This window comes from Janthinobacterium sp. GW821-FHT03C08, from assembly GCF_059420905.1.
In genome coordinates, this window is the sequence record NZ_JBWKUP010000027.1 from 16599 (window position 1) to 36757 (window position 20159).

Sequence of the window (20159 nt, forward strand, 5' to 3'; positions counted from 1 at the left end):
CAAGGCTTTTTCACTGTCTTTTGTCACTGGAACCTGCATGCATAAAAAGGTTTTGATCATCAGCCATGGCGGCGATCTGCATGCCGACCTGGTCGCCGCCATCCTGGCCGAACGCGGCCACGCCCCCTTCCGCATCAATCTCGACGCCTTTCCCCGCGACTACCAGCTGTGCCAGCGCCTGCGCGATGGCCATGCCAGCGCGCGCCTGCGCCTGCTGCCCGATGGCGAGTGGCTGGACCTGCGGCACGTGGGCGCCGTGTGGCTGCGCAAGCCTGCCGAGTACGCCTATGCCAGCACCGACCTGGCGCCGCAGGAGCGCGCCTATGCCAAGCTGGAAACGGAACAAGCCATTTTCAGCGTGCTGCACGCGCTCGATTGCTACTGGATCAGCCATCCGCTGGCGCTGCGCGGCGCCAAATGGAAAGGCGAACAGCTGGCGCGGGCGGCGCGCATGGGCTTTCGCGTGCCCGCCACCGTGATCACCAACGTGCCCGACGACGTGCGCGCCCTGCGCGCCGCCGTTGGCGGCCCCATCATTTTCAAGGCGATGTCCACGCCCACCCTGGCCGCCGACGCGGTGGACGGCGCTGACCGCGTCAGCCACGGCATCGGCACCACCGTGCTCGACGAAGCCATGCTGGACAGCCTGGATGCCGTCAGCGAACTGAGCTGCCAGTTCCAGGAATATATCGCCAAGCAATATGAACTGCGGGTCACCGTGATCGGCAAGCAGCTGTTTGCCGCCCGCCTGTATTCCCAGGACGATGCCCGCACGGCCATCGATTCGCGCGACATGTCGGCCCCCATCCGCTACGAGGCGGCGACCTTGCCGGACGAGGTGCGCCAGCGCTGCCTCGCCTTCGTGCACAGCTATGGCCTCGAATACGGCGCGCTGGACCTGATCGTCACGCCCGAGGGCGAGTACGTTTTCCTGGAAAACAATCCTGTCGGCCAATTTTTGTACGTGCAGCAACTGGTGCCTACCCTGCCCTTGCTGGAAACCATGGCGGACACGCTGATCGAAGGAGCTGTATGCCACAGCCAGACCTGAGCCTGCTTCCCCGCCAGCTGCGCGAACTGGAACAGGTGCGCGACAGTCGCGCCATCGTGCTGGCCGCATCGCACCTGGACATGGAACTGCTGCCCGCCGTGTACGAACTGTGCCGCCAGACGGGACCCGTGGCGCGCCTTGACGTGGTGCTGCACGGCCGTGGCGGCATCGTCAACGCGGCGCGCCGCATCTCCCTCGTGCTGCGCCAGCATGCGCGCCACCTGAGCTTTATCGTGCCCTTCCACTGCCAGTCGGCCGCCACCCTGCTGGCCCTGGGCGCGGACGAGATCATCGCGGGCGACCTGGCCCTGTTCTCGCCCATCGACCCGCAGCTCGACGGCGCCGAAGGCGGCTCCCTGTCCAGCCTGGACATCAAGCTGTTTGGCGACATGGCCCGGCAATGGTTCGGCGTCGACGAGCATGCAGCGCGCCAGCAAGCCCTGTCCCTGCTGTGCGGCAACATCTTTCCCCCTTCCCTGACGGCTTTCTACCGCACCACCATGGAGGTGGCGCAGATCGGCGAAGAGTTGCTGGCATGGCAATTGCCCGATGCGACGCCGGAAGCCCGCCGCGCCATCGTCGCGCAGCTGGCCGGCGGCTATCACTCCCATAACTATGCGCTGACACGGGAAGAGCTGGCCCGCCTGGGCCTGAACATGGCGCGCGATGCGCATGCCGAGCGCCTGGGCTGGGACATCTCGGTCCAGCTGCAATCGAGCATAGGAGGCGCCCTGCGCAGCGCGCCCGACGAGCCGTGGACGGATGCCCTGCTGGCCTCGCGCGACGGGGTGCAGCTGCGGCGCCAGCGTCCGGGCGGCTTCGCGCCCCTGTGGAGCGCGGACGCGCGGCCAACATGCTGACGCTGCTGCTGGCCGATACGGCCCGCTGCTGCATCGCCCTGCTGCTGCTGGCGGCCAGCGTGGGCAAGCTGCGCGGCTATGGCGCCTTCCGCGACAACCTGTCCGCCTCGTTCGGCCTGGCGCCCGCCATCGCCGCCTGGGCCGCGCCCGGCCTGGTGGCGGCGGAACTGCTGCTGGCCGCGTGGATACTGGGTGGCGGCACGCGCCTGCCCATGCTGCTGGCCTTATTGCTGCTCGGTACGCTCACGGCCGTCCTCGCCTACCGCTACTTCACGCACAGCGTCGTGCGCTGCAGCTGCTTCGGGGAAGCGGCGCGCCCCGTCTCGCACTACGACCTGCTGCGCAACGGCCTGTTCGTCGGCATCAATGCCGCCTACTTTGCCGTGGCCCGGGAGGCGACCCTGCCCGCGGCGTCCACCGTGCTGGCCGCCGGCCTGGCAGCCATCGTCTGCGTGGCCGCCATTTCCCTGCACGACATCGCCACCCTGGCAAAGGCGGACTGATGGATGACACTACCCTGCAACTGGTGCTGGCGGCGCTGGCGTTCGCCATCGCAGGCAATGTATGGCTGAGCCTAGCCGTGCTGCGCGCCAGCCGCCGCGAACGGCAGCCTGCGACGGCTCTCGTGTCGGGCGATCCCCTGCCCATCGTCCAGGCCCGTCCGATGGCTGGCGGCGCCCGCTTCCAGCCTGGCGCCCCGGGGCAAGCCACGGTGCTGCTGTTCCTCGCCAGCCGCTGCCCGAAATGCCGCGACAAGCTGGCCGGCATCGACGGCTTGCTGCCGCAGGCCCGCGCGGCAGGCCTGGCCGTCTGGCTGCTCAGCGAGGAACCGGTCCGCCGCCTGCGGGCCTTTCTACCTAGCAACACCTTGCGGGCGGCGGCGGCGCGCCTGCGCCTGCGCGACTACCGCCGCCTGAATCCATTGATGAGTTCGCCATCCTATGTCTTCGTCAGCCATGCAGGAACCGTGGAGGCCGCGGGCCTCATCGGCGACGACGACTGGCTGGCCCTCGTCGACCAACTGAACTGCGACATTGCCGAGGAGCGCGCCGCATGAACATCCATCCCCATCTGGAGCGCCTGCGCCTGCTGTATCCCGTGCGCTGGCGTATCGCCGCCGGCCTGCTGTGCATGGTCCTGACGGTGGCGGCGCAGCTGGGCTTTCCGCAAGCTATCGCCTACTTCATCGACCACGTGGCCGAACTGACGGCGCGCGGCGTGACGCCCGCCATGGTGGCCGCCATGCTCGTCTTCAGCGTGCTGTACGCGCTGGCCTCGACCGCCCGCTTCTATCTGCTGCAGTCGAGCGGCCACATGATCGTCATGGATGTGCGGCGCCGCCTGTTCGACGTGGTGATCAACCAGCCCATCGCCTTCTTCGACAAGCACCACGGGGGAGAACTCAACAGCCGTCTGACGTCGGACGTGTCGGCCCTGCATGAAAGCCTGACCATCGGCGCGGCCAATGCCCTGCGCTCGCTGTGCGTGTTTGTCGGCGGCATCGCCATGCTGCTGCAGCTGTCGCCCATGCTGAGCCTGCCCCTCGCCCTGTTCATCCCCATCAGCCTGTATTTTGGAAAGTTAACAGGAAGCAATTACCGCCAGCGTTCGCGCGCCATTGCCGCCAGCCTGGCCGCCAGCGGCAAGGTGGCGCAGGAATATTTTGCCCATGCCCGCCTGGTGCAGGCATTCAACCAGCAGGGCGGCGCCATGGACCGCTACGCGCAAGCCATGCGGCAGCTGCTGGGCGTGTCGCTGGCCGGCACGCGCCTGCTGGCCGTGTTCCAGGGCGCGCAAGGCATGGTCGCCTTCGTGGCCCTGCTGACGACGCTGTGCTTCGGCGCCCACCTGATCGGCCAGGGCCGGCTGACGGTGGGCGAGCTGACGGCCTTCGTCATCTATGCCAGCATGGTGACGGACACGGCCGGCTCCATCAGCGAGTTCTGGAACACGTGGATGCGCACCATGGGCTCGACCGACCGCATCTTCGAAATCCTGCGCAGCCACCGCCCCGTGCCCGAGGCGGCGCCGCAGCCGCCGCTGGCCGGGCATATCGCGCTGCGCGAGGTGCGCTTTTCCTACCCGGAGCGCACGCAGGCGACGGCCCTCGACGGCGTCAGCCTGTCCATCCGCGCGGGCGAAAAGATCGCCCTCGTGGGCGCCTCGGGCGCGGGCAAGTCCACCATCGCCAGCCTCGTGCTGGGGCATTACCAGCCCGGCGCGGGCAGCCTGCAGTTCGACGGCATCGACGCGCGCCTCTTCGGCGTGGCGCAGCTGCGGCGCCAGATGGCCGTGGTGGAGCAGGAGCCGGCCCTGTTTTCCGGCAGCATCGCGGACAATATCGCCTTCGCCGTGCCCGGGCGCGAGGTGGGGCGCGGGGAAATGCAGGCGGCCGCGCGCCTGGCGCACGCCCACGATTTCATCACCGCCTTTCCGGACGGCTACGACACCCTCGTGGGCGAACGGGGCGTGCAACTGTCGGGCGGCCAGAAGCAGCGCATCGCCATCGCCCGCGCCATCCTGCGCGCGCCGAAGATCCTCATCCTCGACGAAGCCACCAGCGCCCTCGACGCCGCCAGCGAACAGCTGGTGCAGCAAGCGCTCGATACCCTGATGCAAGGCCGCACCACCATCATCATCGCCCACCGCTTTTCCACCATCGTCAAGGCGGACCGCATCATCGTCATGGAAGATGGCCGGATCTGCCAGCAAGGCACGCATGCCGAGTTGCTGCGCGCGGGCGGCCAGTATGCGCGGCTGATGCAGCAGCAACTGGCGCAGTTCCAGCAGTTGCATGACAGCGCGGCCACCGTGTAGAGTGGGCCACGATGAAAACTACCCACCATGGCAGCTGCCACTGCGGCGCCGTGCGCTTTGCGGCCGAGATCGACCTGGCGGCCCCCAGCCTGCGCTGCAACTGTTCGTTCTGCCTCAAGGTCCGTTGCTGGGCCAGCCTGGTGCCGCCCGCCGACTTCCGCCTGCTGGCCGGCGAGGCGGACTTGAGCGAATACCGCTTCGGCGCGGGCCGCGAAACCCATTATTTTTGCCGCCACTGCGGCGTGCGCCCGTTCGGCCGCGGCGACTCGCCCCGCAGCGGCCCGTTTGTCGGCATCAGCGTCAGCTGCCTCGACGATGCGGCCGCCGCGCAACTGGCGCAAGTGCCCGTCACCTTTGTCGACGGCCGGCATGACGTGTGGGATGCGCCGCCGCAGGAGACGCGGCATCTGTAAATAGTGCGGAGTAGAAATGGTTGCCAGTCACCACGGAGTTTTCCTACGTGGCGACAGGTGGTGTCCCTATGGCGACGTCCGGTGCGGGCAGGGAGAATGGCCTCGGCGGTGCAAGCGAGCGCCGTATGTCAGGCAGGCGCATTCCATCCGCGACGGCATGCGCTCCCCTACCGTATCAACCACAGAGGAAACCACCATGACTTCGAACAGCAATGACAAAACCGGCGGCCAGTCGGGCAAGCAGCCATCGGGCAGCCAGCAGTCGGACAAGCAGTCCGGCAGCCGCCAGTCGTCCGGCGGCACCCAGGGCGGCACGCACGAGCAGCACGTGGAAGCGGGCCGCCAGAGCCACAAGAATGATGCCGACAAGCAATCAGGCTCGCAACAGTCCGGCCAGCAATCGGGCCAGGGCAAGGGCGGCAGCGGCAGCCAGCAGTCGGGCACGGGCATGCGGGGCGGCACGCACGAGCAGCATGTGGACGCGGGCCGTCAAAGCCACAAGAATGACGACAAATCCTGAGCGCCACGCCGTTTGACGGCCCGGGGCGGGAGCAACGCGGCAAGGCGGGCCGGCGCCCCAGCCTCGCCCGCCGCGTTGCCCCCGTCATGGGCGCCGGTATGCCGGGCCGTACAATTAGCCGGCGTACCCCGTTGTCTGGATCGGCATTCTGGGCGATAATTACGCCCATGAACGATACCACCACCTTACCCCCATTGCCCGATCGCCTGTCGATCGACCCGAGCAGCCCTTACCACGTTGCCGCCGTGTTCGAGAACGACGTCGGCATCCGCTTCAACGACAAGGAACGCCTTGACGTGGAAGAATATTGCATCAGCGAACGCTGGATCAAGGTCGCGTCCACCAAGTCCCTCGACCGCCGCGGCCGTCCATTGCAAATCAAATTGAAAGGCAAGGTCGAAGCGTTCTACCGCTAAGATTGGCCGTCCCGGCCAGGCGCCCTGCGCCCTGGCCGGCGTTTTTCCGCTCCGTCATCCGTCTTGCCTCGCGCTGTTCCTTCACCTTTTCCCCGCTGCCACCCGCGCCGTTTTCACGTCGCTGCAACTTTTTCACAACTTTTTTCATTTAGCCAAACAAGTTGTTTGACATCTGATATCTTACTCTGCAATACTTGCTGCATCGGTTCAGGCATTCGAACCGCAACCGCCCAGCCGAGTACATGCACATGCTACAGCCAGACGCTACCACGATGACCGCGCAGTTCGACACCAGCTGGCCCGCCTTCCCCATGCCCCTGCGCGACGCGGCCGGCGCCGCGCTCGGCGACCAGCTGTATGCGGGCCTGGGCAGCGCCGGCGCCGCCTGGTACCGCCTCGACACGGCGCGGCGCGAACTGGGCTGGCAGCGCCTGGCGGACTTTCCCGGCATGGCACCGGCTGGCGCCGCCTGCGCCACCAGCGGCCCGTTCCTCTACGTCTTCGGCGGCGCCATCACCCCTGCCGGCCACAGCGCCCGCCAGTCCGACGCCATATGGCGCTACGACAGCGTGGCCAACCGCTGGCAGCCGCTGGACCTGCAACTGCCGCTGGGCTTGCTGGGCGCCTCGGCCCTGGCGCAAGCGGATGGCAGCATCGTGCTCTTCGGCGGCTACCACCGCGCCCAGTTCGACGCCTTTTGCGCGGACCATGCGGCCGCCGGCGAGCTTGAGCGGCCCGCCATCGTGCGCGCCTACATGGCCCGCCCCGTCGCCGCCTTCGAATGGAACCGCCATCAATGGCGCTTCGACCCGCGCAATGGCACCCTGCAGGATGACGGCGCGCTGCCGTTTGCCGGCACCTGCGGCGCCGTCGCCATCGCTGCCGCAGACGGCCCCATCGTGGCCGGCGGCGAAATCAAGCCGGGCCTGCGCACGCCGCTGGCCTGGCATGCGCGGCCAGACACCGGCGGCTGGGAGCAGCGCGCCTTGCCGGCCACGGCGCCCGGCGTGCCGCAGGAAGGCGTGGCGGCCGCGTTTGGCGGCCTGTGCGGCGGCATGCCCGTCCTCGCCGGCGGCACGCACTTCATCGGCGCCAGCGCCAATTATGCACAGCAGCATCTGCACGCCCATGCCGGCCTGGCCAAGTCCTGGCGTCGCGAGCTGTACGGCTTTGCTGGCGGGCAATGGCGCCTGCTGGCCATGCTGCCGGCGGCGCGCGCGCATGGCCTGTCCTTCCAGGTGGGCAACAGCCTGCTGCTGGTGGGCGGCGATACCGATGGGGGCGCTGCCATCCTGGAAACCTTGGCAATAACGTTATCGAATGGCTCCGGCCATGATACCGTGTCGTACCCTGCTTAATTAGTGAGAAAACAATGGTCACAAAGATACCGGCTTACCGCCACGCGCAAGTCAAAATCAAGGAATTCATCGAGCAGAACAACCTGAAGGCGAACGACGCCCTGCCGCCCGAGGCGCGCATGGCCGAGGAGCTCAACATGAGCCGCCCCAGCCTGCGCGAAGCCGTCAAGGCCCTCGAATCGCTGGGCGTGATCGAATCGCGCCATGGCGAAGGCATCTTCGTCAAGGCGTTTTCCTTCGATTCCATCCTCGACAACCTGCCCTATTCCATGGTCGCCAACGACGACCAGATCACGGACTTGCTGTACGTGCGCACCTACCTGGAAATCGGCGCGATTCCTTCCGTGGTGAAAAACATCTCGCCGAAGCACATCGCCGTGCTGCGCGAACTGGCCGACACGATGCTGGAAAAGGCGCTGCGGCAGGAAACCTTCCCCGCCGAAGACCGCGCTTTCCATGCGGAAATGTACTCGTGCCTGAACAACCGCTTCCTGCTGGCCCTGATCGACCTGTTCTGGAACGTCTTCAACAATATGCACAAGGCGTCCACGGCCGCCCAGCTCGACCCCTGGGCCATGGAAGCGACGGCGCGCGACCATATCGCCATCGTGGAAATGCTGGAAAACAAGGATGCGGCCGGCCTGCTGCGGGCCTACACCGAGCATTTCGATTCCATCTTCAAGCGTTACCCGAAAGACACCGCCTAGCCTGCAACACGCGGCGTCACCTTTTTTTGTTCATCACATAGAGGTTAGAAATCCATGTTTGCGTCCCGTCCTTCCGTCAAGTTTCTGCTCCCCGCGGCCTTCGCCGCCCTTGCCTGCCTGTCGGGAGCCGCCCAGGCGGCCGACCAGGTCTTCGTCGGCGCCTTCGACGTGGGTCCGTCCGGCAATGCGCAGAAATTCAATCCGCTGACGGCGGCTGCGGGCTTCAGCTTCTACAACAAGTATTTCTCCACCCTCACCCTGTACGACGTCAGCCTGCAAAAAATCTCGGGCGACCTGGCCGAGGGCTGGACCTACGCCAAGGATGGCAAGACGCTCACCCTGAAGCTGCGCAAGGACGTCAAGTGGCACGACGGCAAGCCCTTCACGTCGGCCGACGTGAAGTTCACCCTGGAGCTGATCCGCAGCCCCGAGCTGGCCAGTGTGTTTGCCCCGCGCCTGGCGGACGTCAGCGCCGTCAGGACGCCGGACGCCAACAGCGTCATTATCGAACTGGCGCGCCCCGACGTCACCCTGCCCGACGCCTTTACCAGCATCATGATCGTGCCCCGGCATCTGCTGATGAGCGTGCCCATCACGGAACTGCGCAACGCCGCCTGGTGGAAGACGCCCGTAGGCACGGGGCCGTTCAAATGGAGCAAATACCTGCCGGACCAGTACGTGGAACTGGTCGCCAACCCGGACTATTACCGGGGCAAGCCGAAACTGGACAAGCTGATCAACCGCTACTTCAAGGATGCCAGCGCGGCCGCCCTGGCCCTGGCCTCGAATGAAATCCAGTTTACCTACCTGACGATGGACCAGGTCAAGGAAAACCAGGCCAGCAAGGCCTTCAACGTGATTTCCGGCCCGTCCCACGTGCTCAACTACCTGGGCGTGAACCACACGGACCCGCGCTTCCAGGACGTGCGCGTGCGCCAGGCCATCCTGTACGCCATCGACCGCCCCGCCATCGTCAAGAGCATCTACAACAACAGCGCCACCCTCGCCAACTGCGCGCTGACCCTGCCGAAATTCCAGCCGGCCAAGCTGGACAAGTATGAAACCAATGTCGCCAAGGCGAAGACCCTGCTGGCGGCCGCCAACTGGGAGCAGCTGAGCAAGGGCCAGCCCGTCGAATTGCTGACCTATTACAACGACCAGGTGTCGAAGGACGTCATCGCCAGCCTGCAGTCGATGCTGGCGCAGGTGGGCGTCAACCTCAAGCCCCGCTTCGTCGACAGCCCCACTTACGGCCAGCTGGTCGATGCCAACCGCTTCAGCATGGTCTTCGCCGGCGGCGGCGTGGGCCCCGACCCCAGCGCCCTGACGCCCATGCTGCACTCGGCGTACGCGCCGCCCAAGGGCGTGAACCGCATGCGCGTCAAGCTGCCGCAGCTCGATGCCCTGCTCGACGCGGGCCAGCTGGAAACGGACGACGCCAGGCGCACGGCCCTGTACCGCGATGCCTGCGCCATCACGAATGCGCAGCTGCCCTGGATCCCCCTGTGGAGCGCCAACCGCTTTGGCGGCTTCGGCAAGAATGTCGAGAACATGATCTGGACCCCGGCCCCGGCCGGCGGACGCTACCAGGACAAGCCGGAGCTGTGGCAGCTGCGCTAGGCGCCAGCCCAGCCTCACCGTCACACCTCATCCCGTTGGCGGGCCACGGCCCGCCGGTTTTTGCATAGCTGAGAAGGCAGGGGGCCATGCCGCCTGGAAGAAACATGTTCAAGTACCTCGTGAATCGCCTGCTGGTCAACATCCCCACCCTGCTGGCCATTTTGGCCACCGTCTTCGTGCTGGTCAACATGGCGCCGGGCGACCCCGTCGACGCCTTCGTGCCGCCCAGCCAGGCCTTGACGGACGTGCAGAAGGAGCAACTGCGCCATAGCCTGGGCCTGGACCGTTCCGTGCCCGTGCGCTTCGCGCTGTGGCTCAAGCAGACGGCCAGCGGCGACCTGGGCTACCGCTACAAGGACGGCGCCCGCGTGATCGATGAAATCGCCAGCCGGGTGGAGCCCACCCTGCTGCTGGCCCTGTCCGGGCTGGCGCTCGGCTCCGTGCTGGGCATTATCCTCGGCGTGGTCTCGGCGCGCCTGGCGAATGGCAAGCTGGACCACGTGCTGTCGCTGTTCGCCTACGTCGCCATCAGCAGCCCCGCCTTTTTGGTCGGCATCGTCGGCATGTATGTGTTTTCGCTGCAGCTGGGCTGGTTTCCCAGCGGCGGCTACAGCACGCCGGGCAACGAGGGCATGGGCGACATCCTGTACCACCTGGCCTTGCCCGCCGCCGTGCTGTCGGTGCAGTTCATCGCCATCACCATGCGCTATACGCGGGCCGGCCTGCTCGACACCCTGAACCAGGACTACATCCGCACGGCCGTCGCCAAGGGCGTCAGCCCGAACCGCGTGATGCTGCGCCATGCACTGCCCAATACCCTGGTGCCCATCGTCACCGTGATCGGCGCCAGCTTTGGCGGCCTGATCGGCGGCGCCGTGTTTGTCGAGACGGTGTTTTCCTGGCCCGGCATGGGCATGCTGTTCCTCGACGCCATCGAAAGCCGCGACTATCCGCTGATCATGGGCATCGCCCTGTTCGTCTCGCTGGCCATACTCGCCGTCAACATGCTGACCGATCTCGTGTATTCCTGGATCGACCCGCGCATCACCCTGAAGTAGTCACACGGCACATTTCACCGGCAATGCCCCCTGGCGACAGGCGGGGCCGGGACCCCTGCGTCCCGCCGCGCCAGGAAAGTCATAAAAAGACAAGATATAACCAAGAGGATATTCATGACGCAAGCTCCCCTCCCGCCCTCGCGCTGGAAGCAATTTCGCTCCAGCAAGGTGGCCTTCGCCGGCCTGTGCCTGTTCGTGCTGATCGCCGTGCTGTGCGCCGCCTCCGGCCTGCTGTTTACCTACGACCCGAACGCCATCGACCTGGGCGCCGCACTGCAGGGGCCGTCGCGCCAGCACTGGCTGGGCACGGACCAGACGGGGCGCGACATGCTGGCCCGCACCCTGGCGGCCGGGCGCATCTCGCTGGCCGTGGGCGTGTCCAGCGTGGCGCTGGCCCTCGTCATCGGCACCTTCCTGGGCGCCATCGCCGGCTACTTCGGCGGCTGGATCGACAATCTGACCATGCGCTTCGTCGACATGGTGATGACCTTTCCGCCCGTCATCGTGCTGATGACCCTGGCCGCCGTGCTCGGCTCCGGCACGGGCAAGACGGTGATCGTCATCGGCTTGCTGTCGTGGCCGCTGGCCTGCCGCCTCGTGCGGGCCCGCATCATGAGCATCCGCGAAATGGAATTCGTCGCCGCCGCGCGCACCCTGGGCGCCGGCCACACCTACCTGATTTTCAAGCACTGCCTGCCCAACACGATCGATGTGCTGGCGGTGTTCGCTTCCCTTGGTTTCGTCTCGGCCATCATGGCCGAAGCGGGACTGAGTTTTCTCGGCCTGGGCGTGCAATTGCCGGACGCCAGCTGGGGCAGCCTGATCAGTATTGCGCGGGAGGCTTCGGTCCTCAAGCAATACCCGTGGATCTGGCTCCCTTCTGGCGTGCTGATCGTTGTTACCGCCCTGGCCGCCAACTTTATCGGCGATGGCTTGCGCCAGGCCTTTGACCCTAAACATAGCAAGGAATAATCATGTCAGCACTGAAATTACACGGCATCATCCCTCCCGTCGTCACGCCGCTGGACCAGCAGGGCAAGATCGACGAAGCGTCGCTGCGGCGCGTGATCCGCCACCTGATCGATGGCGGCGTGCACGGCCTGTTCCTGATGGGTTCGACGAGCGAAGTGATTTTCCTCAACGGCGCCCAGCGCGCCGAAGCCATCCGCATTGCCGTCGATGAGGCGGCCGGCGCCGTGCCCCTCGTGGCCGGCGTGATCGACCCCACCACCGAGCGCTGCATCGAGCACGCGAAGCAGGCCAAGGAACTGGGCGTGCAGGGCCTGGTCGTCACGGCGCCGTTCTACACGCGCACCAGCCCGGCCGAAACCATCGACCACTTCCACTACATCCAGCAAGCCGTCGACCTGCCCATCATCGCCTACGACATTCCCGTCTGCGTGCACAGCAAGCTGAGCCGTGAAACCCTGCGCGCCATGTACGACGAGGGCCTGATCTGCGCCGTCAAGGACAGCAGCGGCGACGACGGCAACATGCGCATGCTGATGCGCGACTTCGCCGACGCGCCCGATTTCGCCATCCTCACGGGTTCCGAGACGACGGTCGACTACGCCCTGCTGGGCGGCGCCCACGGCTGCGTGCCGGGCCTGGGCAACGTCGACCCGGCCGGCTACGTGCGCCTGTACGACCTGGCCCGCGCCGGCGACTGGGAAGGTGCGCGCGCCGAGCAGGAACGCCTGATCGCCCTGTTCGACATCGTCTTCCACGGCGTGCCCTACACCAGCCCGAACGCGTCCGGCGTGGGCGGCTTCAAGACGGCCATGCAGCTGATGGGCATCATCGAGCACCGTCTGATGAGCAAGCCGAACCGTTTGCTGCCGGATGCCGCCGTCGAGCGCGTGCGCACCATCGTGGCCGCCGCCGGCCTGCTGTAATTCTCAACGCAAGGAGCTGTGATGACCGATGCTGAAGTATTGCTCGATGTGCAGGGGCTGACGACATCGTTCCAGACGCCCGCGGGCGTCGTCAAGGCCGTCAATGGCCTGTCGTTCTCGCTGCGGCGCGGCGAGACGCTGGCCATCGTGGGCGAATCGGGCTGTGGCAAGTCGGTCACCTCGTTCTCGCTGATGGGGCTGCTTTCCAGCCGCGCCACCATCGCAGGCCAGGCCTGGCTGACGGCGGCCGACGGCAGCCGCTGCGACGTGCTGGGCCTGTCGCCGCAGGCGCGCCAGGCCGTGCGCGGCAACCAGATGGGCATGATCTTCCAGGAGCCCATGACCTCGCTCAATCCCCTGCAGCAGGTGGGCCGGCAGATCGCCGAGGCCATGACGGTGCATGGCGTGTGCGGCAGGAAGGCGGCGCAGGAACGCGCCGTCGAGCTGCTGCGCCTGGTGGGCATTTCCGCGCCCGAGGTGCGGGCGCGCCAGTATCCCCATCAATTGTCGGGCGGCATGCGCCAGCGCGTGATGATCGCCATGGCCCTGGCGTGCAAGCCGCAGGTGCTGATCGCCGACGAACCGACGACGGCGCTGGACGTGACGATCCAGGCACAGATCTTGCGCCTGCTCAAGCAGCTGCAGCAGGAAGTGGGCATGGGCGTGCTTTTCATTACGCACGACATGGGCGTCGTGGCGCAGGTGGCGGACCGGGTGGCCGTGATGTACGGCGGGCAGTTGATGGAGACGGCGGCCACGGCCGACCTGTTCCGCCAGCCCGCCCATCCGTACACGCAGGGCTTGCTGGCCGCCGTGCCCCGTCCCGGCCAGGGCGGCAGGCTCGCCGGCATTCCGGGCCAGGTGGAGACCGTGTACGGCGAGCCGGCCGGCTGCCGTTTCGCCGGCCGCTGCCCCATGGCGCAGGCGCGCTGCGCCAGCGAGGTGCCCGCGCTGCGCACGGTGGCGCCGGGGCAACAAGTACGCTGCCATTTTGCAACTATTCATACAGGGAGCGCGCATGAAGCCGCCATCGCTTGAAGCTGGTAACGAGATTCTGTCCTTCGAGCACGTCGGCGTGGCCTTCCACAGCCGCGCCGGAGTGCTGGGCAAGCGCCAGTCCGTGAAAGCCGTGCAAGAAGTGAGCTTCGGCCTGCGGCGCGGCGAAGTGCTGGGCATCGTGGGCGAATCGGGCAGCGGCAAGTCGACCCTGGCCAAGCTGGCGATGCAGCTGCTGCGCCCGGACAGCGGCGAGATCCGCTACCAAGGCGAGCCGCTGTCCAGCTACCGGGGCGAGGCCCTGCGGCGCCTGCGCGGCGAAGTGCAGATGGTGTTCCAGGACCCGAATGCCAGCCTGAACCCCCGCCTGACCATCGAACAGTGCCTGCGCGAGCCGTTTATCTTGCACCGGCGCGGCAGCAAGGACGAGCAGCTGGCCGAGATCACCCGCCTGCTGGGCGTGGTCGGCTTGCCCGTCACGGCCCTGCGCCGCTATCCGCATGAATTGTCGGGCGGCCAGAAACAGCGCGTGGTGATCGCCCGCGCCCTGGCCCTGCAGCCGAAGGTGCTGATCGCCGATGAAGCCGTCGCCGCGCTCGACGCCTCCGTCAAGGCGCAGATCATCAACCTGCTGCTGGACTTGCAGCAGCAGTTCGGCCTGTCCATCATTTTCATTTCGCACGACCTGCCCATGGTGCAAGCCATGTGCGACCGCGTGCTGGTGCTGTACCTGGGCCGGCTGATGGAGGCGGCGCCGCGCGCGGCCATCGCCACGGGCGGCGCGCATCCGTACACGCGGGCACTGTGGAAGAGTTCGCCCGCCGCCGACCCGGCCCGCCGCATGGCGCCCGAGGACGTGCTGGGCGGAGAGATTCCCAGCCCGCTGGCGCCGCCCCCGGGCTGCGTCTTCCACACGCGCTGTCCGCAGGCCCAGCCGGCCTGCCGGCAGCAGGTGCCGCCCCTGCGCAGCATCGAACCCAACCACGACGCCGCCTGCCTGCTGCTGGCGCCGTCCCCTGTCCACGCCTGAGCGAACCGACCCATGACCGATCTGCATCCCACCTCCTTATTGACCCGCCTGCAAGGCGGCCTCGTCGTATCGTGCCAGCCGCTCGACGACAGTCCCATGGATACGCCTGACATCATCGTCGCCATGGCGCGCGCCGCCATGGACGGCGGCGCCACGGCCCTGCGCATCGAAGGCGCGGAGCACGTGCGCGCCGTGGCGCAAGCATTGCCGCACGCCATCCTCATCGGCATCGTCAAGCGCGACCTGGCCGACAGCGCCGTGCGCATCACGCCGTATATCGAGGACGTGCACGCGCTGGCCGACGCCGGCGCCGCCATCATCGCCTTCGACGGCACGGACCGCCCCCGCCCCGTGCGGGTCGCCACCCTGCTGGCGGCCGTGCGCGCGGCCGGCAAGGCGGCCATGGCCGACTGCTCCACCCTGGAAGACGGCCTAGCCTGCCATGCGCTGGGCTGCGACCTGGTGGGCACCACCCTGTCCGGCTATACGCAAGACACGGCCTACTTGCCGCAAGACCGCCCCAACACGGCGCTGATCGGCCAGCTGGTGCAGCGCGGCGTGCGCGTGATGGCCGAAGGGCGCATCCGCACGCCGCAGGACGCCGCCGGCTGCCTGCGCGCCGGCGCCTGCTGCGTGACGGTGGGTTCGGCCATCACGCGCATCGAGCACATCACGCAGTGGTTCGCCGCCGCGCTGCATGGCGCGCCGCTGGCGGGCGAGGCCTGAGATGCTGCTGGCGATCGATATCGGCGGCACCAAGCTGGCCGCCGCCCTCGTGCGTGAGGGCGTGATAATCGCGCGGCGGCAAGTGCCCATGGCCAGGGATGCGGCAGGATTTGCCGCCGCCCTCGACGCGCTGGTCGACGGCTGGCCCGGGCCTGAGCGCATCAGCGTGGCCACCACCGGCTATATCGACGGCGGCAAGGTGTATCCCGTCAACCGCAGCATCATTTCTTTCTGGAATGGTTTTCCGCTGGAACAGCTGCTGCGCCAGCGTTTTGACTGTCCCGTGACCCTGTTTAACGATGCCCAGGCGGCCGCGTGGGGAGAATACTGCGCCCGGCGCGACATGGGCGAGGCCGGCTACCCCGCCAACCTGCTGTTCATCACCCTGTCGACGGGGGTGGGCGGCGGCCTCGTGCTCGATCACCGCCTGCGCGCCGGGCCGCACGGCCTGGCCGGCCACGTGGGCCATGCCCCGGCCCGGCTGGCGAGCGCCGACGGCGTGGCCCTGTGCGGCTGTGGCCGGCTGGGCTGCCTGGAAATGCTGGCGTCGGGCACGGCGCTGGCGCGCCAGGCCAGCGCCGTCTTCGGGCGGCCGCTGGACAGCGCGGCCCTGTTCGCCCTGGCGGCCACGGAGCCGCAAGCGGCTGCCGTTCTCGACAACGCGGCCCTGGCCGTGGCCGAAGCCATCGCCGGACTGCACATGAGCGTGGACCTCGACGCCGTCGTCATCGGCGGCAGCGTGGGGCTGGCGCCGGGCATGCTGGGGCGCATCGCCCGCGCCCTGGCGGGCTTGTCCCTGCCCTGCCCGCCATCGCTGGGGGCGGCCCGGCTCGGCGCGGATGCGGGCTTGCTGGGCGCGGCCGCCTGCCCCGCCTGAAGCTGCCCGGTACCGCTGAAAGACCCGCGCCATGCGGGCTGCAGCCGTTCGTCCCGACGCTGAAAACACCCTGATCGAACAAAAAAGCAACAAGCATATAAGTTGTTTGACATTAGATATCATATATCTTTACACTGATTTTCGAGCCAAGCAGCAACCCACCCAAATGCTCATGTATTGAAATTCTTTCCAACAAAAACAAGTAACAAACAACTGGAGAAGTCAATGAAAGTTAAGCGCACCCTGCTCATCGCTGTCCCGCTGGCGGCCTGCACCATTTCCGCCTCGGCGCAGGTGACACTGCCGCCCATTAACATCAGTGGTCAGTTCGAGTATTCGATCAGCGATCGCCAGGGTTTGACGGAGCAAGGCGACAACGAGCACCGCCAGCGCAGCCACCCCGGCGTGCTGCTGGCCTTCGGCAGCGTGCTGCCGCTCGACAACTCGGGCCTCAGCGCCGAACTGTTCGTCTCGACCAAGCTGGTCACGGGCGACGCGACACCCGCGTGGACGAATTCCTTCGGCAACCGCGAAGCGTGGGGCGGCATCAACAGCCCCTACGGCGCCGTGCGCTTCGGCCGCCAATGGCTCGACAGCTACATCAACGTGCTCGACCCGTATGCATCGGGCGGCAACATCGGCGAGATGAGCGAACTGGGCACGGGCGCCGGCAAGGGCTATCCGGCCGGCCTGACGCGCATCTCGAACGCCATCTGGGCCGACAATTCGCTCACCTACACGAGCCCGAAAGTGGCCGGCGTGGCGACCCTGCGCGCGCAGTTCTACTGGAATGGCAGCAGTTTCACGGATGACAAGCTGGTCTCGGCCACGGCGCCCAACATCGCCCCCAACACCAAGGCGGCCAACGGCTACATCCTCGGCGCCCGCCTCGACTATCCCGTGGCGCGCATCGACCTGAACTACGGCTCGCAGAAGCAGAACCTGAAAAACGCCCTGGCCACCAGCGACAACAGCCCCCTGGCCGACGGCGTGTACAACACGACGCAGATCATGGTGGGCGGCATGTTGCCCATCGGCACGCACTCGGTGCGCGCGCTGCTGGTGCAGGACAAGACCCAGCGGCCGAACGGCAGCAGCATCAAAGATAACGAGATCATCCTGGGCGGCCAGTATAGCGTCACGCCGAACTTCCACCTGCGCCCCGTGTTCATCATCCACAAGGTCGACACGGTGCCGAACGACGCCAACGACTACAAGCAGCTGCGCGTGGAACTGGCCTACAAGATGAACCTGGGCCTGACGCGCGGTTCGACCTCGTTCTGGTTCCGTCCCACCTACCGCAAGTGGGATACCAGCGGCAACAAGTTCACGGAATTGCGCGCCGGCTTCACGACGAATTTCTAAGCCGCCACCGTCCTTCACCCTACCCTTACCCACTATCCATCATGAAAAAACTGAGCTGTGCATTGCTGCTGTGCTGCGCGTTTTCCTCCGTCCAGGCCGCTGACGCCGCCCCCCGCTGGCCCGACTTCCCCGCGCCCGTCAAGAATGGCGCCGGCGCGCGCATCGGCGCCACCGTCTACGCGGGCCTCGGTTCTGCAGGCAAGGCCTGGTATGCGCTCGACACGGGCAAGCCGGGCGCGTCCTGGGTGGCGCTGGCGCCGTTTCCCGACGCTCCCCGCGACGCGGCCAGTGCCGTCGCCATCAACGGCCTGGTGTACATCTTCGGCGGCTCGGGCAAGCATGCGCCCGAGGACAAGGCCCTGACGGTCTTCGACACGGCCTATGTCTACGATCCGGCGGCGAACAGTTGGCGCCAGCTGCCCACGCGCGCGCCGCTGGGCATCTTCACGGCCAGCGTCGTCTCCGTCGACCAGCAAAACATCGTCTTCTTCGGCGGCGTCAACAAGGCCATCTTCGACGGCTACTTCCAGGACTACGCCGTGGGCGCGGCCGACAACAAGGAGCGCCAGGCTGTTGTTGCCGGGCATTATTTTGACCAGCGCCCGCAAGACTATCTGTGGACGGCGCAAGTGATGAGCTACAACCCGCAGACGAACCAGTGGCGCAACCTGGGCACGGACCCGCAGCTGCCCACCGTGGGCGCGGGCGTGGCCGTGCACGGCAAGGTAGTGACCATGGTAAATGGCGAGATCAAGCCGGGCCTGCGTTCGCCGCAAGTCAAGGAAGTCACCATCGACGGCGACAAGCTGACGTGGAAGCAAGGCGGCAAGCTGCCGGCGCCGCCGGGCGCCGCGCGCCAGGAAGGCGTGGCGGGATCGTTCGCCGGCTACAGCAACAACGTGCTGCTGGTGGCGGGCGGCGCCAATTTCCCCGGCGCCTGGCAGCAGTACGACGCGGGCCAAAATTACGCGCACAAGGGCTTGAAGAAGACCTGGCGCGATGACATCTACGCGCGCCGCGACGGCAAATGGTCGCACGCGGGCAAGCTGCCGGCGGGCCTGGGCTACGGCACCGGCGTCCAGCTCGATGACGGCGTGCTGGTCATCGGCGGCGAGCTCGACGGTGGCGCCGCCAGCAAGGATGTCTTCCTGCTGCAGTGGGATGGCAAGGCCGCGCAGATCCTGCACTGACACTGCCTGTGGTGCCAGGCCCGGGCCGTATGGCCCGCGCCTGGCGCGTTTCCCTGTGTTTATTGAGAAAAATCATGACTGAAGCTTACCGGCAACATCACGGCCGCATCCTGTGCGATGCGCACTGGCTGGACGGCACCCTGACGGTGGCGCCGGACGGGCGCATCGCCGCCATCGAGGAGCGCGCCAGCGCGCCCGGCCCTGGCCCCGCCGCCACCCTGCTGCCGGGATTCATCGACCTGCACGTGCATGGCGGCGGCGGCGCCGACATCATGCAGGGCGGCGACGCCGCCGCCCGCATCGCCGCCGCCCACGTGCGCCATGGCACGACCTCCCTGCTGGCCACCACCATGACGGCGCCGATGGCCGAACTGGAAAGCGTGCTGGCGGGACTGGGGCAAGCCTGCGGCGCGCGCCAGCCGGGCGCCGCCCGCGTGCTGGGCGTGCACCTGGAAGGTCCCTTCATCAACCAGGAAAAGCTGGGCGCCCAGCCCGACCATGCCTGCGTGGCCGTGATCGACAGCCTGCGCCGCCTGCGCAGCCTGGCGCCCATCCGCGTCATCACCATCGCGCCAGAAATCGCCGGCCACCTGGCCATCATCCGCGAACTGAGCGCCGACGGCGTGCGCATGCAGATCGGCCACACGAGCGGCAGCTATGACGACGGCGTGGCCGGCCTGCGCCACGGCGCCACCAGCTTCGCCCACCTGTTCAACGCCATGACGGGCTTGCACCACCGCCAGCCCGGCATCGTCGGCGCCGCCCTGGCCCATGCGCGCTATGCGGAAATCATCCCCGACCTGCTGCACGTGCATCCGGGCGCCCTGCTGGCGGCCCTGCGCGCCATTCCCAACCTGTACTGCGTCACCGATTCCACCTCCGCCACGGGCATGGCGGACGGCGATTACCGCCTCGGCTCCCACACGGTGCACAAATGCCAGGGCGGCGTGCGCCTGGCCGACGGCACCCTGGCCGGCTCCTGTCTGACCATGGACCAGGCCTTGCGCAACCTCGTCTCCGTGGGGCTGGACCTGGCCGACGCCTCGCGCCGCCTGTCCGCCTATCCGGCCGACTACCTGGGCGTGGCCGACCGGGGCCGCCTGCGGGTGGGCGCCTGGGCCGACATCGCCATTTTCGATGAGCAACTGGCCCTGCGCGGCGTGGTGGCCGAGGGAGAGCGCATTGCACTGGCCCACGCATAGCGGCGCCGCGCTGGCCCTGGTCCTGACCGCCTGCGGCGGCGACGCCGCCCCGCCTGCC

The 20159-nt window shown here is 67.3% G+C and carries 21 protein-coding genes; all 21 read left to right on the top strand.

Going from position 1 to position 20159, the window contains the following annotated elements:
- Positions 1-37 precede the first annotated feature (37 nt).
- The 21 genes from AC07VL_RS26685 to nagA all read left to right on the top strand — a co-directional run bounded on the left by AC07VL_RS26685 (position 38) and on the right by nagA (position 20101).
- Positions 38-1051: an ATP-grasp domain-containing protein gene (locus AC07VL_RS26685; RefSeq protein ID WP_494808536.1), complete on the top strand. Its 1014-nt coding sequence runs from the start codon at positions 38-40 to the stop codon at positions 1049-1051.
- The gene (locus tag AC07VL_RS26690; RefSeq protein ID WP_494808537.1) at positions 1033-1911 is read left to right on the top strand and encodes an SDH family Clp fold serine proteinase; all 879 of its coding nucleotides are present in this window, start codon (positions 1033-1035) and stop codon (positions 1909-1911) included. Before AC07VL_RS26685 ends, AC07VL_RS26690 begins: the two co-directional genes overlap by 19 nt.
- Positions 1905-2414: a MauE/DoxX family redox-associated membrane protein gene (locus AC07VL_RS26695; RefSeq protein ID WP_494808538.1), complete on the top strand. Its 510-nt coding sequence runs from the start codon at positions 1905-1907 to the stop codon at positions 2412-2414. The genes AC07VL_RS26690 and AC07VL_RS26695 overlap by 7 nt, the downstream gene beginning before the upstream one ends.
- A complete protein-coding gene (locus AC07VL_RS26700) occupies positions 2414-2968 on the top strand; it encodes a hypothetical protein (protein WP_494808539.1) in 555 nt (184 codons plus the stop codon). The genes AC07VL_RS26695 and AC07VL_RS26700 overlap by 1 nt, the downstream gene beginning before the upstream one ends.
- Positions 2965-4728, top strand: coding sequence for an ABC transporter ATP-binding protein (locus AC07VL_RS26705; RefSeq protein WP_494808540.1), 1764 nt, complete (start codon positions 2965-2967; stop codon positions 4726-4728). The genes AC07VL_RS26700 and AC07VL_RS26705 overlap by 4 nt, the downstream gene beginning before the upstream one ends.
- An 11-nt stretch (positions 4729-4739) precedes the next feature.
- Positions 4740-5141 carry a GFA family protein gene (locus tag AC07VL_RS26710; RefSeq protein ID WP_494808541.1) on the top strand — a complete coding sequence of 134 codons (402 nt, stop codon included), beginning with the start codon at positions 4740-4742 and terminating at the stop codon, positions 5139-5141.
- A 196-nt stretch (positions 5142-5337) separates the two neighbouring features.
- Positions 5338-5661 carry a hypothetical protein gene (locus AC07VL_RS26715; RefSeq protein WP_494808542.1) on the top strand — a complete coding sequence of 108 codons (324 nt, stop codon included), beginning with the start codon at positions 5338-5340 and terminating at the stop codon, positions 5659-5661.
- Positions 5662-5828: 167 nt separating this feature from the next.
- Positions 5829-6077: a DUF3297 family protein gene (locus AC07VL_RS26720; RefSeq protein ID WP_010398340.1), complete on the top strand. Its 249-nt coding sequence runs from the start codon at positions 5829-5831 to the stop codon at positions 6075-6077.
- A 248-nt stretch (positions 6078-6325) separates the two neighbouring features.
- A complete protein-coding gene (locus tag AC07VL_RS26725; RefSeq protein WP_494808543.1) occupies positions 6326-7435 on the top strand; it encodes a YjhT family mutarotase in 1110 nt (369 codons plus the stop codon).
- 14 nt (positions 7436-7449) lie between these two features.
- On the top strand, positions 7450-8142 hold the full coding sequence (locus tag AC07VL_RS26730) for a FadR/GntR family transcriptional regulator (RefSeq protein WP_494808544.1): 693 nt from the start codon (positions 7450-7452) through the stop codon (positions 8140-8142).
- A 54-nt stretch (positions 8143-8196) separates the two neighbouring features.
- The gene (locus tag AC07VL_RS26735; protein ID WP_494808545.1) at positions 8197-9762 is read left to right on the top strand and encodes an ABC transporter substrate-binding protein; all 1566 of its coding nucleotides are present in this window, start codon (positions 8197-8199) and stop codon (positions 9760-9762) included.
- A 104-nt stretch (positions 9763-9866) separates the two neighbouring features.
- Entirely contained in the window at positions 9867-10820 is a 954-nt protein-coding gene (locus AC07VL_RS26740; RefSeq protein ID WP_494808546.1) for an ABC transporter permease, read from the top strand.
- Positions 10821-10934: 114 nt separating this feature from the next.
- Positions 10935-11792 (top strand): ABC transporter permease, encoded by an 858-nt coding sequence (locus AC07VL_RS26745; RefSeq protein ID WP_494808547.1) that lies wholly within the window; start codon positions 10935-10937, stop codon positions 11790-11792.
- A gap of 2 nt (positions 11793-11794) precedes the next feature.
- Positions 11795-12715 (top strand): dihydrodipicolinate synthase family protein, encoded by a 921-nt coding sequence (locus tag AC07VL_RS26750; RefSeq protein ID WP_494808548.1) that lies wholly within the window; start codon positions 11795-11797, stop codon positions 12713-12715.
- A 21-nt stretch (positions 12716-12736) separates the two neighbouring features.
- Complete coding sequence (locus tag AC07VL_RS26755; protein WP_494808549.1) at positions 12737-13753, top strand: ABC transporter ATP-binding protein; 1017 nt, start codon at positions 12737-12739, stop codon at positions 13751-13753.
- Positions 13734-14741 carry an ABC transporter ATP-binding protein gene (locus tag AC07VL_RS26760; RefSeq protein ID WP_494808550.1) on the top strand — a complete coding sequence of 336 codons (1008 nt, stop codon included), beginning with the start codon at positions 13734-13736 and terminating at the stop codon, positions 14739-14741. The genes AC07VL_RS26755 and AC07VL_RS26760 overlap by 20 nt, the downstream gene beginning before the upstream one ends.
- A 12-nt stretch (positions 14742-14753) precedes the next feature.
- A complete protein-coding gene (locus tag AC07VL_RS26765; RefSeq protein WP_494808551.1) occupies positions 14754-15467 on the top strand; it encodes an N-acetylmannosamine-6-phosphate 2-epimerase in 714 nt (237 codons plus the stop codon).
- Position 15468: 1 nt separating this feature from the next.
- A complete protein-coding gene (locus AC07VL_RS26770) occupies positions 15469-16344 on the top strand; it encodes an ROK family protein (protein ID WP_494808552.1) in 876 nt (291 codons plus the stop codon).
- 225 nt (positions 16345-16569) lie between these two features.
- Positions 16570-17709 carry a porin gene (locus AC07VL_RS26775; protein ID WP_494808553.1) on the top strand — a complete coding sequence of 380 codons (1140 nt, stop codon included), beginning with the start codon at positions 16570-16572 and terminating at the stop codon, positions 17707-17709.
- Positions 17710-17750: 41 nt separating this feature from the next.
- Positions 17751-18899, top strand: coding sequence for an N-acetylneuraminate epimerase (locus AC07VL_RS26780; RefSeq protein WP_494808554.1), 1149 nt, complete (start codon positions 17751-17753; stop codon positions 18897-18899).
- A 74-nt stretch (positions 18900-18973) separates the two neighbouring features.
- The gene (nagA, locus tag AC07VL_RS26785) at positions 18974-20101 is read left to right on the top strand and encodes an N-acetylglucosamine-6-phosphate deacetylase (protein ID WP_494808555.1); all 1128 of its coding nucleotides are present in this window, start codon (positions 18974-18976) and stop codon (positions 20099-20101) included.
- Positions 20102-20159 lie beyond the last annotated feature (58 nt).

What these genes read in the sequence shown, in the direction of transcription:
- AC07VL_RS26745 (WP_494808547.1), top strand. Translation starts at nt 10,935, where the DNA reads ATGACGCAAGCTCCCCTCCCGCCCTCGCGCTGGAAGCAATTTCGCTCC.
- AC07VL_RS26710 (WP_494808541.1), top strand. Translation starts at nt 4,740, where the DNA reads ATGAAAACTACCCACCATGGCAGCTGCCACTGCGGCGCCGTGCGCTTT.
- AC07VL_RS26750 (WP_494808548.1), top strand. Translation starts at nt 11,795, where the DNA reads ATGTCAGCACTGAAATTACACGGCATCATCCCTCCCGTCGTCACGCCG.
- AC07VL_RS26740 (WP_494808546.1), top strand. Translation starts at nt 9,867, where the DNA reads ATGTTCAAGTACCTCGTGAATCGCCTGCTGGTCAACATCCCCACCCTG.
- nagA (WP_494808555.1), top strand. Translation starts at nt 18,974, where the DNA reads ATGACTGAAGCTTACCGGCAACATCACGGCCGCATCCTGTGCGATGCG.
- AC07VL_RS26720 (WP_010398340.1), top strand. Translation starts at nt 5,829, where the DNA reads ATGAACGATACCACCACCTTACCCCCATTGCCCGATCGCCTGTCGATC.
- AC07VL_RS26765 (WP_494808551.1), top strand. Translation starts at nt 14,754, where the DNA reads ATGACCGATCTGCATCCCACCTCCTTATTGACCCGCCTGCAAGGCGGC.
- AC07VL_RS26775 (WP_494808553.1), top strand. Translation starts at nt 16,570, where the DNA reads ATGAAAGTTAAGCGCACCCTGCTCATCGCTGTCCCGCTGGCGGCCTGC.
- AC07VL_RS26695 (WP_494808538.1), top strand. Translation starts at nt 1,905, where the DNA reads ATGCTGACGCTGCTGCTGGCCGATACGGCCCGCTGCTGCATCGCCCTG.
- AC07VL_RS26690 (WP_494808537.1), top strand. Translation starts at nt 1,033, where the DNA reads ATGCCACAGCCAGACCTGAGCCTGCTTCCCCGCCAGCTGCGCGAACTG.
- AC07VL_RS26705 (WP_494808540.1), top strand. Translation starts at nt 2,965, where the DNA reads ATGAACATCCATCCCCATCTGGAGCGCCTGCGCCTGCTGTATCCCGTG.
- AC07VL_RS26760 (WP_494808550.1), top strand. Translation starts at nt 13,734, where the DNA reads ATGAAGCCGCCATCGCTTGAAGCTGGTAACGAGATTCTGTCCTTCGAG.
- AC07VL_RS26770 (WP_494808552.1), top strand. Translation starts at nt 15,469, where the DNA reads ATGCTGCTGGCGATCGATATCGGCGGCACCAAGCTGGCCGCCGCCCTC.
- AC07VL_RS26730 (WP_494808544.1), top strand. Translation starts at nt 7,450, where the DNA reads ATGGTCACAAAGATACCGGCTTACCGCCACGCGCAAGTCAAAATCAAG.
- AC07VL_RS26725 (WP_494808543.1), top strand. Translation starts at nt 6,326, where the DNA reads ATGCTACAGCCAGACGCTACCACGATGACCGCGCAGTTCGACACCAGC.
- AC07VL_RS26700 (WP_494808539.1), top strand. Translation starts at nt 2,414, where the DNA reads ATGGATGACACTACCCTGCAACTGGTGCTGGCGGCGCTGGCGTTCGCC.
- AC07VL_RS26735 (WP_494808545.1), top strand. Translation starts at nt 8,197, where the DNA reads ATGTTTGCGTCCCGTCCTTCCGTCAAGTTTCTGCTCCCCGCGGCCTTC.
- AC07VL_RS26685 (WP_494808536.1), top strand. Translation starts at nt 38, where the DNA reads ATGCATAAAAAGGTTTTGATCATCAGCCATGGCGGCGATCTGCATGCC.
- AC07VL_RS26780 (WP_494808554.1), top strand. Translation starts at nt 17,751, where the DNA reads ATGAAAAAACTGAGCTGTGCATTGCTGCTGTGCTGCGCGTTTTCCTCC.
- AC07VL_RS26715 (WP_494808542.1), top strand. Translation starts at nt 5,338, where the DNA reads ATGACTTCGAACAGCAATGACAAAACCGGCGGCCAGTCGGGCAAGCAG.
- AC07VL_RS26755 (WP_494808549.1), top strand. Translation starts at nt 12,737, where the DNA reads ATGACCGATGCTGAAGTATTGCTCGATGTGCAGGGGCTGACGACATCG.